This is a genomic window from Fructobacillus sp. ESL1129, from assembly GCF_058507945.1.
In genome coordinates, this window is the sequence record NZ_CP196668.1 from 535,665 (window position 1) to 548,600 (window position 12,936).

The following is a 12,936-nucleotide window of genomic DNA, read 5'->3' on the forward strand; positions in this document are numbered from 1 at the left end:
TTTTCTTTTATGCTGTGTAGTCCAGCCTTTTAAACTTCCAGAATGGATAAAAAGTGATAAACGAGTTCGTGTAGTTTGGCTTGATCAGACGATTCATTTCTCTCGTCATTATCCGGTATGGATTGAAAACGTTGAATATCTTTTTGCATCCAGGCGATTGGATCAGTCACCCGATCGATTTGTGGAAACAGCGCGTTGAATTCAAGCTTCAACTGCTCATGCAACAGTTCAGAGCTAACGGGATCTTCCTGCCCAATGACTTCTTGCAAATAATCCCTTGCCGCTTCATAAACTGGGTGCGTTAATGGATTGCCCGCATGATTAATTTTTGTCGTGTAGTTTTTCCCATCAATGTAGCGATAAGTCAGTTCCTCATCCACCATCAACGACTGCATATCGATTAAAATAGTCATTCGAATTAGGGGCAAGCAGTCGGGGTCAATTAGTACCTGCTTTGCCGCGTCAAAGTATTCTTCAAAAGGCAGCAATTGCGCATCTTGATAAATTTGTTGTTGCGTAAAGGCGTCGAAGGCTGCTAAATGTTTAAGCTCCCGTGCCCTTTTTTTAATTAGTTCACCATTTTCTTTTCGGGCTTTTTCCTCTGCTTCTTTCAGCCGTTCCAAACGGTTCTCCTGCTTTTCGAAGTCAATCGACCCGAGTGCCAATCGACGGGCGGCAACAAAGGAGCTAGCGGCTAAGCAAAGATCGAAATAAAACTCATAACCCTCTGTGGTCCACATGTATTCCCCAACGAATTCGCGGGCGATTGTCAACGCTGTTTCGGCCTGCCCATTCTGATACAACGCCTTTGAAAAAAGCCAGTTATTTTCAAAGGATCGTTCGTCACCATACACCTCCCCAAGCAGTTCCACTGCCCTTGCAAATTCGTCATCCGCCAACGCTTGCTTTCCTTGGACGATTAATTGATCAAGTCTTGTCATGGTTTCCTTTCACACCGATTGATTGGGATATAAAAAAGACCTAAACGGCCTTTTAAGATTAGTCAGCGACTTTCGTAGCCTGACCATCATCAGTTTTCTTACCTTGGTTTTTTGCTTTTTTAGCTTTTCCTTGGTTCTTTTGATTTTGCTTGTTAGCAGGCTTTTTGCCCTTCTTATCGGTGTCGTTCTTATGGTGGGGACGACGATTCTGGTTCACTTCCATCACAACAGGCATCACCATTGGACGGCGCCTTGTTTCATTGAAGAGGAAACGTGACAACTTTTCGCGAACACCGTTTTTAAGTTCGTTCCAATCAAATGCCTTCGCATTTTTTAGGTATTCCTCAATGGCATCAATCGTTATCTTACCAGACTCTTTCATCAAATCCCGGTTAGCCTTCACGTAAACAAAACCACGGGAGGTCATCTTAGGTTTTGAAACCACCTTTCGCTTTTTACGGTCAATGGTTACCACGGTGACAAAGACGCCGTCTTCTGACAGAATGCGACGGTCACGCAAGACAACGTTTCCGATATCTTTCAATGAATCGCCATCAATCATGGTTTCTTCGACGGAAACGGCTCCGACTTTTTCAAAAGTCTCACCATTGTAAGCAATCTGATCACCACGCTTTGCCATGATAATCCGTTCCGTCGCCATGCCAACTTCTTCAGCCGCTTGCTTGGCTGTTACCATCACCCGGAATTCAGCCGAGACAGGAAGAAGTACTTCAGGCTTCAGAATGTTCAGCAAAAGTTGAAGATTTTCCTTCGATGCATGACCAGAAGAGCGAAGGTCTGAAGAAATCTGCTTGACGTTTGCCCCCTTCTTAAAGAGCATGTTACGTGTTTGAGCAACGTAGGACTCAACCGCAAAAGCCGGGTTCGTCGTGATAAAGACCAAATCGTTGGCACCGATGTTGACAACGGGGTCTTCCCCCTTTGCCATCTTATGCAAGGCTTTAACAGGTTCCCCTAGCTTACCAGTTTCCAAAACAACGGTTTGAGCATCGGGCAATTGGTCCAATTCCTTGACACTTGCAAACAATTTTTTGTTGTCTTCTGGAAGCTTCAAAAGGCCAAGATCAAGCGCTGTCTTCACAATTTTATCGGCATCGTACCCAGTCAAGACTAAACGGCGCTTTGTCTTAGCCGCCGCATCAATCACCTGTTGCACGCGCTGGATGTTGGACGCCACCGCAGCAACCACGATTCGCTTGCCCTTCGCCTCTTCAAAAGTCTCTTGAATATAAGCGTGAATCTGCCGTTCCGAAGCTGGTGCTTTAACGGATTCTTCCGTTCCCTCTGAGTCAGCTAGCAAAGCCAAGACAGGCTTTTGACCAATTTCAGCTAGGCGCTGATAGTTCGTCTGGTAGGCGGCTTCGACCGTCTGATCAAACTTGAAGTGACCAGTGTACACCACCTGTCCTTCATCAACCGTCATCACGATTCCCAAGGCCTCTGGAATTGTGTGTGTGGTGTTAAAAAAGGATAACTTCACATCACCAAAGTCGATTTCCGTCTTTTCGTTCACGACATGAAAGTCGTCAAATTGATCAATCGCTTTTTCTTCGTTGATGGCAATTTTAGCCAAGGCAATCGTTAGCTCTGAGCCAAAGACCGGTGCCTGAATTTGCTGCAACAAATAAGGCAAAGCGCCAATGGCATCGGAGTGTCCGTGTGATAAGAAAATCCCAGCAATCTTATCTTGGTTCTGAATCAAGTATTCAAAATCAGGAATTACAACGTCAATTCCTAATTGCTCCGTATCCGGATACTTTAGTCCAGCATCCAAAATAAAAATTTCATCGTTAACGGAGACGGCGTACATGTTCTTACCGTTTTCTCGAACACCCCCAAGGGGCAAAATATTCAAATCTGTCATATTGTTTCCTTTGTTTCGTGTTAATTTTTATCACTTGAGTTTTACCATGTTAGTCAAAACTCTTGTCTCGAATTATCAATTACTAATATTCTAGCATACTTCCAGCTTTTGAGCCTAAGACATTCACACGAAAGAAAAGGATTTATTGAGTGATTACCCAACATTTAACTAAAAAGTGACACAAAAAAAGCCACCCGAATTGGGTGACTTTTGTTTTATTAAGATTAACGAGAAACCTTAACCGTCTTGTCAGTTGTCGCAGCGTTGCGTTCCTTAACCAAAACGTTTTCCTTCTTCAAAGCTTCCTTTGCTTGGTCAGCAACCTTTGAGAAAGTGTCAAAGTCAGATACGGCCAAATCAGCCAACATCTTACGGTTCAATTGAACACCTGCCAAAGTCAAACCGTGCATCAACTTTGAGTATGACAAACCGTTCATGCGGGCTGCCGCGTTGATACGGGCAATCCACAACTTACGGAAGTCGCGCTTGCGGTTCTTACGATCGCGGTATGCGTACAAGTATGACTTGTAAACTTGTTGCTTAGCAACCTTGTAGTTGATACGACGTTGTCCACGGTAACCCTTGGCCAACTTAATAAACTTCTTACGACGTGCGCGTGAAACTGTTCCACCCTTAACTCGCATGGGAAAATCCTCCTAGAAAATTACTTACTTTACAGACACCCTGAAATTAAAGGGTAGACAACATCTTGGCGTACTTCTTAACCGTTGTCTTGTTCATCATGCGTGTACCACGCAATTGACGACGTTGCTTCTTCGTCTTACCGTGGAAACGGTGTGACGTATAAGCTGAGGCTGACTTGAAGCCACCCTTTGCAGTCTTCTTGAAGCGCTTCGCAGCAGCGCGGTGAGTCTTCATCTTGGGCATGTGTCCATTCTCCTATCGTTTTTCAAGTATCTAAAAGTCGTGTTCTGCTTTAGCCCTTCTTAGGTGCCAAAACTAAGAACATCTGCCGACCATCCATCTTAGCGCGTTGCTCAACCTTGGCAATGTCTTCCAATTCGTTGGCCATCCGTTCTAAGACTTCCCGACCAATATCTTGGTGGGTAATCATCCGGCCACGGAAACGCAAGTTCAACTTCACCTTGTCCCCTTTTTCAAGGAACTTAATGGCAGCCTTCTTACGTGTTTCGAAGTCACCTGAATCAATCACTGGTGACATACGAACTTCCTTAACCTGAACAATCTTTTGGTTTTTGCGTTGTTCTTTTTGACGCTTTTGCGCTTCGAACTTGGCTTTACCCCAATCCATGATTTTGGCAACTGGTGGTTGTGCATTTGCTTGCACAAGAACCAAATCTTGGCCCATGTCATCGGCACGCTGCTGTGCGTCACGCGTTGACATCTCTTCCTGCTTACCATCGTGAATCAGTAAAACCCGACTTGCACGGATATTATCGTTGACTAGATCAACTTGTCTTGGTTGACGTGCTATGGCTCGATACCTCCAAAATATTTTTGTGTGAACAACGAAGAAAAAAGTGGACGAACCGAAGTTCGCCCACCTTACCTGTCTGTACATTGAAGTACAACGTGTATCTGCCTGGCAACGCGAGTCACGAGGCGAGAAGCGGGCGCTTCTACTTGTTCAACGTCATTAAGTATAGACGATAGACGCGACCCTGTCAAACAATTTTAATTCTTTTTTTCTTCTGAGAAGTTCTTTGGCGTCTGCTCGTCATCCGTTACTTGCTGCCCCAAAACAAAGAGTAGCCGACCACCATAATGGTAGATAACTAAGATGGCGAACTGAGCGAGGGCGAAAAGCCCAACGAAGGCAAACATATGCCGGGAAATGGAATTTTGAATACTGCTAATCACCAGGTCATAGTTCGTAAAAACATCCCAGGAGTTCAACCGTAAGAAACGGCCGAGGTAAATCCCAAACGATGAGATCCAGGACACAACGCCCAGTGTAAACAAGGCAACCAAACCACGACGGTTTTTAAGGAAGTGTCGCATCATAATCTCAAGTGACAAAATCCCCAAGAAGACCCCAATAAAGATACCGGCCGCTAAAACGGAGTAGTTAAAGTATTGGTAACGAACATCCAAAGCGGTCGAAATGTACTGTAAGTGGATAAAATCCGTAATCATGTACATAGTGTTCGGAAAGAAAAGCAACCAAAGAACGGAGAAAACCAGTTGACTAATCTTCAACCGTGACACGATGACTAGCAAAGCAAAGTCCAGGGGCAAGAGTGCCAAGAAAACATTCCACATCAAAAAGTCGAAGTGGGTTGGCGTTAAGTACACAAAGGCAATGAACAAAAATACAACCAAGTGAACCATGAGGATATTGTTACGGTTTTTCATTGTCATAGGACGGACCTTTTACTAGTAGATTTTTTGTTTTTATCAAAAGGATAACAGTACTATTTTAACAGAATTAAGCCCTCTGGTTAAGGGCTTTCACCCCTTTTCTCTTTTTCTTTTCAGTACTTTTTCATATAATGAACAAAAAGAAAGACAGCAAACAAGGAGGAGCTAATGAACGAAGCAACCGAAAGAGAAGCCCTTACCCTTTTAGAAAAGAGTGGGGCCTCTATAAACGCTACACTCACCCCGCCCTTCACCATTTAAACGACACAACGGCACCAAAAGAATTTCTTCCACTGAAGAATCTCTTAATCAGAACGAAGAAAACGGCGCAATTCTATCTCTACATGACCATGCAGGAAAGAATCGACTTTGGCCGCCTAGCAAAGGCATTAGGAAGTACGAAAAGCCAATTACGCTTTGCTTCCGAAGAGGAGCTTTTTGACTTAATGGCTGTTCACCCAGGAACGGTTACCCCACTCGCTCTAGAAAAAGACAAAGATAAAAAAATCCACCTTGTGATCGATCAAGCGATTATTGATGCTGACCAAGTCGCCGTCCATCCGAATCAAAACGAAGCAACCGTTGTGATGACTTGGGCCGAATTTACCAAAGTCCTCGATGAACTTGGTGAGGAATATCAGGTTCTAACGGATTCCCCTGCAGTTTAATAAGACTTTTTCACAGTTTTTTTCTAATGACTTTCGTATCACTTATTGACAAGTATCAAAATCTTAGATAAACTTAAACAGTTGATAAATTGAACCGAAAGGAGGTGCCGGAATGGCTACCCCATCAAACAAGAATTCTAAGTCTCACAAGCGTAACCGCCGCGGACACATCGGTTTGAACGTGCCAAACATTACTTTGGACAAGACCACTGGTGAATACCGCGTTGCTCACCGCGTTTCTCCTTCTGGAATGTATAACGGTAAGCAAGTTACTGATAAGAAGTAATTTTGTTATCGAGTCCCTATTCTGTTAAACAGAATAGGGACTTTTTTTCTTTTGTTTTTCTTAAAAGGACGCCCTTTTGCTCTTTTTAGTCCATTCATGTCTTATAATGATAGTAAGTTAATCAATAAAGGAGGAGCTTATGCCCTTAGACGGCCTTTTTGTCCATGCCCTTGCGCATGAATTAAATCAAACGTTGGCTGGTGGCCGCATTACAAAAGTCCACCAGCCCTACCCGAATGAAGTCATTTTAGTCGTTCGTAATAACAGTACCAATTACCCCGTCTTACTTTCAGCTCATCCGGCCTATGCTCGAGCCCAAGTCACTCGGATCCCCTACCAAAATCCAAAGACGCCAACTAACTTTGCCATGTTTTTAAGGCGTAATCTTGAGGGTGCTCGTTTGGAATCGGTTACACAAGTCGAAAACGACCGTATCCTCCACTTTGCAGTCAAGACACACGATGAATTAGGTGATGAGCAAACACTCTTACTAACCCTTGAAATGATGGGCCGCCATTCAAACCTCTTTTTAGTGCGCGAAAAGGATCAACGAATCCTGGAACTAATCAAGCATGTTCCTGCTGATCAGAACCGTGTCCGTTCGTTGATTCCGGGTGCCACTTACGTGCTGCCACCTGCACAACATAAGGAAAACCCCTTCGCTTCAGATTTAGGCGCACTGGCCAAGTTGCTGTTGGACCAAACCAAATCTGACTGGCCGAAAGCCATCCAGCAACAATTCCAAGGATTTTCGAGTCAATCTGCCAAAAACTTAGCCGAGCATCTGGAGGCAGGCAGTGATGCCATGGGCGTGGCAAAGGACTGGCTGAACCATTTCAATCATCCAGAACCGACTTTGTTCCGGTCTGAAAAAGGAAAGCTTTCATACGCCGCCTTTAACTGGAATGAGCCCAATACCCAGGCCGAATCATTTGATACACTTGGCGCGCTCTTAGATGCCTACTTCTCCGGTCAAGCAGAAGCAGACCGTGTGAATCAACAGGCCGCCTCGTTGGTTCGTCTCGTTAAAAACGAGCTTAAGAAGAACCAAACAAAGGAAAAGAAGCTAAATCAGACCCTGATTGACTCAGAAAACGCGGAAGAGTTAAAGGTGAAGGGTGATTTACTCATCACCTATCCCCACCTCGTTAAAAAGGGAATGACCAGCGTTCAAATCGAAAACTACTACGATGAGAATCGCCTGCTCACCATTGCCTTGGATCCCCGTTTTGATGGCATGCAAAATGCCAACCGTTACTTCCATAAGTACCGGAAACTTCGGCTGGCGAAGGACCACGTACTTGGCCAGCTTCAAGAAACCCAAGCCGAAATCGACTACTTCTTGCAAATCCAGACGCAACTCGCGGTGGCCTCACCAAAAGACGTCGCCGATATCAAAGTCGAACTCATTGATCAGGGTTACTTGAGAGAAAAAACCAAGGTCAAGACGAGGGGCAAGCAAACGCGCAAACCCAAACACGTCATGGGTCAACCAGATCGTTTTACTGCCACCGATGGTACCCTCATCGAAGTTGGAAAAAACAACTTGCAAAACGATCAGTTATCGATGAAAAAGACGAATCGTCAGCGCATTTGGCTTCACGTGCAAAAGTTGCCAGGATCGCACGTGTTAATCGACTCGGATCACCCCTCTGAGCAAACTTTGAAAGAAGCCGCTGAACTAGCCGCCTATTTCTCAAAGGCCCGCGATTCTGCCAATGTGCCCGTTGATTACCTGCCGGCCGGCAAATTACGCAAGCCAAACGGTGCAAAACCAGGCTTCGTTATTTTTGAAGGCCAGCAAACCATTTACGTCACACCGGACCCAACGTTAGTACAAAAATTAAAGAAAGCGAAGTAATAAACAATGAAAGTATTGAAAGAATTTAAGGCATTTATTAACCGTGGCAATATCGTCGACATGGCTATTGGTGTCATTATTGGTGGTGCGTTTACGACTTTGGTCAAGTCCTTCACGAAAAACTTAATCAACCCGTTGATTGGTTTTTTCACCGGTTCCAACCACTCCCTGTCTGAACTAGAATTACGTCTGTCATCAAAATTAGTTTTTACCTACGGTGAATTCTTAAACGACGTCATTAACTTCTTGATTACCGCCTTCGTCGTCTTCTTACTCGTCAAGTTCCTTTACAAGACGGTGATGAAGCCAAAGCAAGCTGCGGCCAAGACGCCATCCGACGAGCTAGTTACCTTGCGCGAGATCAAGGATTTGTTGGCTTCGCAACAGGGTGTTCAAACAAAAATTGCAGACCAAACAGAAACAAAACAATCAAAATAAGGTCAATAAAAAAGCCATCGTTACGATGGCTTTTTTATTGCTCTTTTAAAGGATTAACGAATCTTTTTCAACGCCTCATCGATTTGTCCCAAAACAATCTCTCGATTTTTAGGGTCTTCCAAATCGTACTTTTGAAGGTCCACCCGAATCTTTGGTGATTTATCGTAGGAGTCAAACCAGCCTTGATAGGCCTTCCACATTTTATGGTAGTACTGGTAAAGCTCGTCATTGTCTTCGAACTGCTCGTAATCGCGACCACGCTTTTTAATACGGTGTAGAATCGTTTCAAAGTCCGCATCGGCATAAACCATTAAATCAGGTGCCTTCTTGGGCAAAGCATCCAATTCGGCCATCATTCGTGAAATCAGGTTATGGTAAACGTCCATTTCCATGTCCGAAATATTGCCGTCCTTGTGGTTCTCCTCGGTGAACAATTCATCTTCATAGATTGAACGGTCAAGCACGTTATTGTCATCAGCCAAGGCCTTTTTAATCATCGAAAAGCGACGGTTTAAAAAGAAAATCTGTAGTAAGAAACCATACTGCTTCGGATCTTTATAGTAAAGTGGCAAAACAGGATTGTCCCCAACCGGCTCAAAAAAAGCTTGGGTTCCAAAATGCTCTGCAATCAACTCTGTTAAGGTCGTCTTACCGACACCAATCATCCCCGCTGTAATTATCACCATATCTACTCCATTTCCATTTCATTTCGCCTATCACGGGCGATCGTTAACCCTGAACCAGCAGTTTCAAACCTTTCGAAACTAGTTCAGAAGTGGTGCCACTTTCACCAACCAAATTCTTTTTAACCTTAGTCAAGTCACGGCTAGCATACCCCAACGCCTCGAGGGCCGCCAGTGCATCTTCAAGATTCGAACGGTTGGCAGCCGTTTCGCTTGCCTCTGCAAAAGTCGTGGTCGACTGCTCGGCCAAGGTTGAAAAATCAGCCATTTTGCCAGCCAAATCCAAGACAATTTGCTGAGCAGTCTTCTTCCCAACACCGGGAAACTGCGTTAAATAATCAACCTGGCTATTTTCAATGGCCGCCACCAAGTCAGCCGGCTGAGCACCGGCCAAAATGGCAAGGGCCGACTTTGGTCCAATCCCAGACACATTTAACAATTTAACGAACAATTGTTTTTCAACAACCGTCGCAAAGCCGTAAAGTGACAGCTCCGTTTCCCGCACGATTTGTTCAACGAAGACTTGGGCTTCCTGGTTCACTTCAAAATGGTAGGGGTTCGCCGGATAAATGCGATAACCCACCCCGTCCTTAGTTTCCAGGACAATGGCTCCGGGAGCAATTTGCGTAATCCGCCCCTTTAGATATTCGTACATGTTCCCATCCTTTTAAGGTAAGACGTTTGTCTTTTGCTTCTGCAGGTCAAAGTAACCTAATTCGTCACTTTTCGCCTTGTCCCAACTAACAAAGTCACTGTACTTAGCGTTCGTGATAATTCGTTTTGTGGTATCTGGGAACAGACAAGTCACGATGGTTAGCTTGGCCTTTCCGTCAATCCGGTCTTCGGGATTTAGGACAGACCCATCGTTTTGATCAACGGTCGTTTGTCCCGTGACTTTGTAAGTGTAAATACCATTTTGGTTAGCGAGGTATATCTTAGTTCCGTTCAACCAATCCGAAGTACCAAGCTTACCGTTGGAATCCTCGTACGGCTCGTTTTGCTTTAATTTCTGTTGCAGGGCGGAAAAACCAGTGTATCCGTTATCCCAGTTATGGGCGGCAAACGTATAGTTTCCCTGCCCCATCACGGGAACCGGGCCATCCTTTTGAACCGTGTTCGCCCCCTTGTCTAAGGCGACTTTAGAATAAGCGTTGTCATAAATGGGCAAGAGAATGGAAAGCTTTGGAATCGCGACGTAGCCTTGTTTCGATAGGTTCAGCCCCTGCTGATCCTGTTTGGCAACGGCTGCCTTCAATTCCTGCCGTTCTTTTTTCGAGTACTTTCCCTGCTTTTGGGTTAGGACCTTGTTTGTGGTTTGCTTGACTTTTGAAGTGGCTGGCTGGCTTTGAATCCATTGCCAGGCGAGTACCAGAATCAAAACAATGGTTAGCAGCCCAAAAAAACGATGCAGAAACTTGCGGACTTTTTCATTCATTCCCTTACTCCCCCTTTTGCCTCACCCCCAGTGTACAAGAAAAAGATGACAGCAAAAGAACTTTTATAACAATTTTTGTAAAATAGTTTTCAAGACACCGTCGTGATTATTATCAGCAACGGCCTCGTTAAAGTGTCGGCCAAATAGTAGCGGATCCGCGTTTGGCATGATGTAGGGATGACCCACGTAGTTCAACATTTCCAAGTCGTTCAAGCCATCCCCAAAAGCCGCCATCGCTTCTTTGGGAACTGACAAACGCTTCCCTAAATCAGCCAGTGCCACGCCCTTGTTAACGTTTGGGGCTACCAAATCAATGGCACCATATCCTGAAGTCGTCACGTGAACCGGCAGCTCCATCCCTTCAATTTCTTGAATGAAGGGAAGCTCGTAATCCGGGATATTCACCGTCATCTTTAGAATTGCTTCGTCAATTTCGGCTAAATCGTCAATGATGGTCAGCGACTTGAAGTAACTAGCCGCTTTATCATGACCCAGCCCCCAAGTGGCTTGGTGACGTAACATAAAGGCTTTTTCGGTGCCCGTGAAGACCAAGCCCATCGCGACTCGGTCTTCAAGAGCGTTAACGGCGTTCACCACCGGGGCAAACGCTTCTGGTTGAATGGCATAGGTGGCGAGAACTTGCCCCGTGGCCGTCACAACCTCAGCCCCATTATTGGCAATGAGGGTGTAACCCTGGTCAACACTGTCGAAATAGTGTTGCACTTTGGCCGGGTGATTACCGGTTGCCACCACGAAGGTCACGCCAGCGGCTTTGGCCTTTTTCACCATTTCTTCATACAGCCTTTTATCAAAGCCTTTTTCGTCATTTAAAAAAGTCGCATCTAAATCCGTCGCAATTAACTGAATGGCCATGACTTTCTCCTAGTAATTCCACTAAACGATTTGCCGAAAATAGTTTATTTCTTACCGCGCTTTTTCTTCATCTTTTTCATTCGACGAGCAGCCTGCTTCATGGCAAAGTTTTGAACCTTTTGGCCAAAGTTGCCACCCGGCATCCCGGCGCCCCCCATCATGGAGGACATGTCCATACCAGCACCACCCATCATCTGTTCCATACCAGAGAAGTTTCCCTTCGTGGCCTGGTTCATCATCTTTTTCATTTGGTCAAACTGCTTTAGCATCTTGTTGACCTCGACGATGGGGCGACCAGCTCCAGCCGCTAAACGACGGCGACGAGACGGGTTCAACAAATCAGGATTTTCCCGTTCCGCCTTGGTCATGGAAGACACAATGGCTTCCATGTGGGTAAAGGTCTTCGGATCGATGTTCAGATTCTGCAAAGCAGGGTTGCCGGCCATTCCAGGAATCATCTTGATCAAATCTTCCATTGGTCCCATGTTTTGAACTTGACGCAACTGGTCAACAAAGTCGTTGAAGTCGAAGGTGTTTTGACGCATCTTCTCCAACTGTTCGGCCTGCTTCTTTTCATCGACGTCACGCTGTGCCTTTTCAATAAAGGTCAGCATATCCCCCATGCCAAGAATACGGGAAGCCATTCGGTCTGGGTAAAAGACATCCAAATCGGTTGGCTTTTCCCCTTGTCCAACGAACTTAATTGGCTTACCGGTCACATCGCGGATTGAAAGGGCGGCACCACCACGGGTATCGCCATCCAACTTGGTCAAAACAACACCGGTCAAATCCAAAGCGTTGGCAAAGCCTTCGGCCGTTTCCGTTGCGTTTTGTCCGGTCATGGCGTCGACTGTCAGCAGGATTTCATCTGGCTGGGCAATCGTTGCAATGTCCTTTAATTCAGTCATCAACGTTTCGTCAATTTGCAGACGACCGGCCGTATCAATAAAGACGTAATCGTTCTTATTTGCTTCGGCCTGCTTTAAACCATGCTTTACAATCTCACGTGGGTCAGCGTCCGTTCCTTCAGAAAAGACCGGAATATCCAGGTCTTTCCCCAAGACTTCCAACTGATCGATGGCGGCTGGACGGTAAACATCGGCCGCTATCAAGAGTGGACGGGCCTTGTTTTCCTTCTTCAACTTATAGGCCAATTTAGCGACCGTTGTCGTCTTACCAGCTCCCTGCAAACCAGCCATCATGATGACCGTTGGAATCTTATCCGACTTATTGAGGGGAACAGCTTCCTCACCCATTAGGGCCGTCAATTCATCGTTAACAATCTTAACGACTTGTTGGGGAGCGTTCAAACCATCAAGAATTTCGGCACCCTTCGCCTTTTCCCGAATGGCCGCGATGAATTTCTTAACCGTTGGATAAGAAACATCGGCTTCAAGGAGGGCCAGACGGATTTCCTTCAAAGAGGCTTGCAAATCCTCCTCATGAATCTTGCCCTTACCCGTTAAGTTTTTCAACGCCTTTGACAAGCGTTCCGTTAAATTTTCAAAAGCCATTGTCTGCTG

15 protein-coding genes and 1 other annotated feature are annotated in these 12,936 nt (G+C 45.4%); of the genes, 4 read left to right on the plus strand and 11 right to left on the minus strand.

Annotated features, from left to right (window positions below; translation table 11 throughout):
• Positions 1 to 29: 29 nt before the first annotated feature.
• From ACSYSL_RS02575 to ACSYSL_RS02600, 6 genes are all read right to left on the minus strand, one after another.
• Complete coding sequence (locus ACSYSL_RS02575) at positions 30 to 941, minus strand: hypothetical protein (RefSeq protein ID WP_491708977.1); 912 nt, start codon at positions 939 to 941, stop codon at positions 30 to 32.
• Positions 942 to 999: 58 nt separating this feature from the next.
• Positions 1,000 to 2,826 carry a ribonuclease J gene (locus tag ACSYSL_RS02580; RefSeq protein ID WP_491708978.1) on the minus strand — a complete coding sequence of 609 codons (1,827 nt, stop codon included), beginning with the start codon at positions 2,824 to 2,826 and terminating at the stop codon, positions 1,000 to 1,002.
• Between the two features lie 224 nt (positions 2,827 to 3,050).
• A complete protein-coding gene (rplT, locus tag ACSYSL_RS02585; protein ID WP_010691824.1) occupies positions 3,051 to 3,470 on the minus strand; it encodes a 50S ribosomal protein L20 in 420 nt (139 codons plus the stop codon).
• Between the two features lie 46 nt (positions 3,471 to 3,516).
• Positions 3,517 to 3,714 (minus strand): 50S ribosomal protein L35, encoded by a 198-nt coding sequence (gene rpmI / locus ACSYSL_RS02590; protein WP_010691823.1) that lies wholly within the window; start codon positions 3,712 to 3,714, stop codon positions 3,517 to 3,519.
• A 49-nt stretch (positions 3,715 to 3,763) separates the two neighbouring features.
• Positions 3,764 to 4,369, minus strand: a complete 606-nt coding sequence (infC, locus tag ACSYSL_RS02595) for a translation initiation factor IF-3 (RefSeq protein ID WP_218015517.1) — start codon at positions 4,367 to 4,369, stop codon at positions 3,764 to 3,766.
• Positions 4,315 to 4,439, minus strand: a sequence feature (ribosomal protein L20 leader region). It overlaps the preceding gene by 55 nt.
• A gap of 43 nt (positions 4,440 to 4,482) precedes the next feature.
• On the minus strand, positions 4,483 to 5,169 hold the full coding sequence (locus ACSYSL_RS02600) for a DUF1361 domain-containing protein (RefSeq protein ID WP_421825080.1): 687 nt from the start codon (positions 5,167 to 5,169) through the stop codon (positions 4,483 to 4,485).
• 293 nt (positions 5,170 to 5,462) lie between these two features.
• Between ACSYSL_RS02600 and ACSYSL_RS02605 the strand changes: the two genes are divergently transcribed.
• The 4 genes from ACSYSL_RS02605 (at position 5,463) to mscL (ending at position 8,422) form a co-directional block, all read left to right on the plus strand.
• Positions 5,463 to 5,837: a YbaK/EbsC family protein gene (locus ACSYSL_RS02605; RefSeq protein ID WP_491709090.1), complete on the plus strand. Its 375-nt coding sequence runs from the start codon at positions 5,463 to 5,465 to the stop codon at positions 5,835 to 5,837.
• Positions 5,838 to 5,949: 112 nt separating this feature from the next.
• Positions 5,950 to 6,123, plus strand: coding sequence for a 50S ribosomal protein L32 (gene rpmF, locus ACSYSL_RS02610; protein ID WP_010691818.1), 174 nt, complete (start codon positions 5,950 to 5,952; stop codon positions 6,121 to 6,123).
• Between the two features lie 139 nt (positions 6,124 to 6,262).
• Positions 6,263 to 7,984, plus strand: a complete 1,722-nt coding sequence (locus ACSYSL_RS02615; RefSeq protein WP_491708979.1) for an NFACT RNA binding domain-containing protein — start codon at positions 6,263 to 6,265, stop codon at positions 7,982 to 7,984.
• 6 nt (positions 7,985 to 7,990) lie between these two features.
• Entirely contained in the window at positions 7,991 to 8,422 is a 432-nt protein-coding gene (gene mscL, locus ACSYSL_RS02620; protein ID WP_491708980.1) for a large-conductance mechanosensitive channel protein MscL, read from the plus strand.
• 53 nt (positions 8,423 to 8,475) lie between these two features.
• On the opposite strand, the gene ACSYSL_RS02625 is transcribed toward mscL, so the two are convergent.
• The 5 genes from ACSYSL_RS02625 to ffh all read right to left on the minus strand — a co-directional run bounded on the left by ACSYSL_RS02625 (position 8,476) and on the right by ffh (position 12,927).
• Positions 8,476 to 9,108: a deoxynucleoside kinase gene (locus ACSYSL_RS02625; protein ID WP_010017545.1), complete on the minus strand. Its 633-nt coding sequence runs from the start codon at positions 9,106 to 9,108 to the stop codon at positions 8,476 to 8,478.
• Positions 9,109 to 9,151: 43 nt separating this feature from the next.
• Positions 9,152 to 9,760, minus strand: a complete 609-nt coding sequence (ruvA, locus tag ACSYSL_RS02630) for a Holliday junction branch migration protein RuvA (RefSeq protein ID WP_338342073.1) — start codon at positions 9,758 to 9,760, stop codon at positions 9,152 to 9,154.
• Between the two features lie 12 nt (positions 9,761 to 9,772).
• Positions 9,773 to 10,540, minus strand: coding sequence for a class A sortase (locus tag ACSYSL_RS02635; protein WP_491708981.1), 768 nt, complete (start codon positions 10,538 to 10,540; stop codon positions 9,773 to 9,775).
• A gap of 63 nt (positions 10,541 to 10,603) precedes the next feature.
• Positions 10,604 to 11,413 carry an HAD-IIB family hydrolase gene (locus ACSYSL_RS02640; protein ID WP_491708982.1) on the minus strand — a complete coding sequence of 270 codons (810 nt, stop codon included), beginning with the start codon at positions 11,411 to 11,413 and terminating at the stop codon, positions 10,604 to 10,606.
• Positions 11,414 to 11,457: 44 nt separating this feature from the next.
• Entirely contained in the window at positions 11,458 to 12,927 is a 1,470-nt protein-coding gene (ffh, locus tag ACSYSL_RS02645) for a signal recognition particle protein (protein ID WP_491708983.1), read from the minus strand.
• Positions 12,928 to 12,936: the final 9 nt, after the last annotated feature.

Excerpts from the sequence above, each read along its gene's own strand:
- ACSYSL_RS02580 (WP_491708978.1), bottom strand. The coding sequence starts at position 2,826 with ATGACAGATTTGAATATTTTGCCCCTTGGGGGTGTTCGAGAAAACGGT.
- rplT (WP_010691824.1), bottom strand. The coding sequence starts at position 3,470 with ATGCGAGTTAAGGGTGGAACAGTTTCACGCGCACGTCGTAAGAAGTTT.
- rpmF (WP_010691818.1), top strand. The coding sequence starts at position 5,950 with ATGGCTACCCCATCAAACAAGAATTCTAAGTCTCACAAGCGTAACCGC.
- ACSYSL_RS02575 (WP_491708977.1), bottom strand. The coding sequence starts at position 941 with ATGACAAGACTTGATCAATTAATCGTCCAAGGAAAGCAAGCGTTGGCG.
- rpmI (WP_010691823.1), bottom strand. The coding sequence starts at position 3,714 with ATGCCCAAGATGAAGACTCACCGCGCTGCTGCGAAGCGCTTCAAGAAG.
- mscL (WP_491708980.1), top strand. The coding sequence starts at position 7,991 with ATGAAAGTATTGAAAGAATTTAAGGCATTTATTAACCGTGGCAATATC.
- infC (WP_218015517.1), bottom strand. The coding sequence starts at position 4,369 with ATGTACAGACAGGTAAGGTGGGCGAACTTCGGTTCGTCCACTTTTTTC.
- ACSYSL_RS02640 (WP_491708982.1), bottom strand. The coding sequence starts at position 11,413 with ATGGCCATTCAGTTAATTGCGACGGATTTAGATGCGACTTTTTTAAAT.
- ffh (WP_491708983.1), bottom strand. The coding sequence starts at position 12,927 with ATGGCTTTTGAAAATTTAACGGAACGCTTGTCAAAGGCGTTGAAAAAC.
- ACSYSL_RS02615 (WP_491708979.1), top strand. The coding sequence starts at position 6,263 with ATGCCCTTAGACGGCCTTTTTGTCCATGCCCTTGCGCATGAATTAAAT.
- ACSYSL_RS02635 (WP_491708981.1), bottom strand. The coding sequence starts at position 10,540 with ATGAATGAAAAAGTCCGCAAGTTTCTGCATCGTTTTTTTGGGCTGCTA.
- ACSYSL_RS02625 (WP_010017545.1), bottom strand. The coding sequence starts at position 9,108 with ATGGTGATAATTACAGCGGGGATGATTGGTGTCGGTAAGACGACCTTA.
- ruvA (WP_338342073.1), bottom strand. The coding sequence starts at position 9,760 with ATGTACGAATATCTAAAGGGGCGGATTACGCAAATTGCTCCCGGAGCC.
- ACSYSL_RS02600 (WP_421825080.1), bottom strand. The coding sequence starts at position 5,169 with ATGACAATGAAAAACCGTAACAATATCCTCATGGTTCACTTGGTTGTA.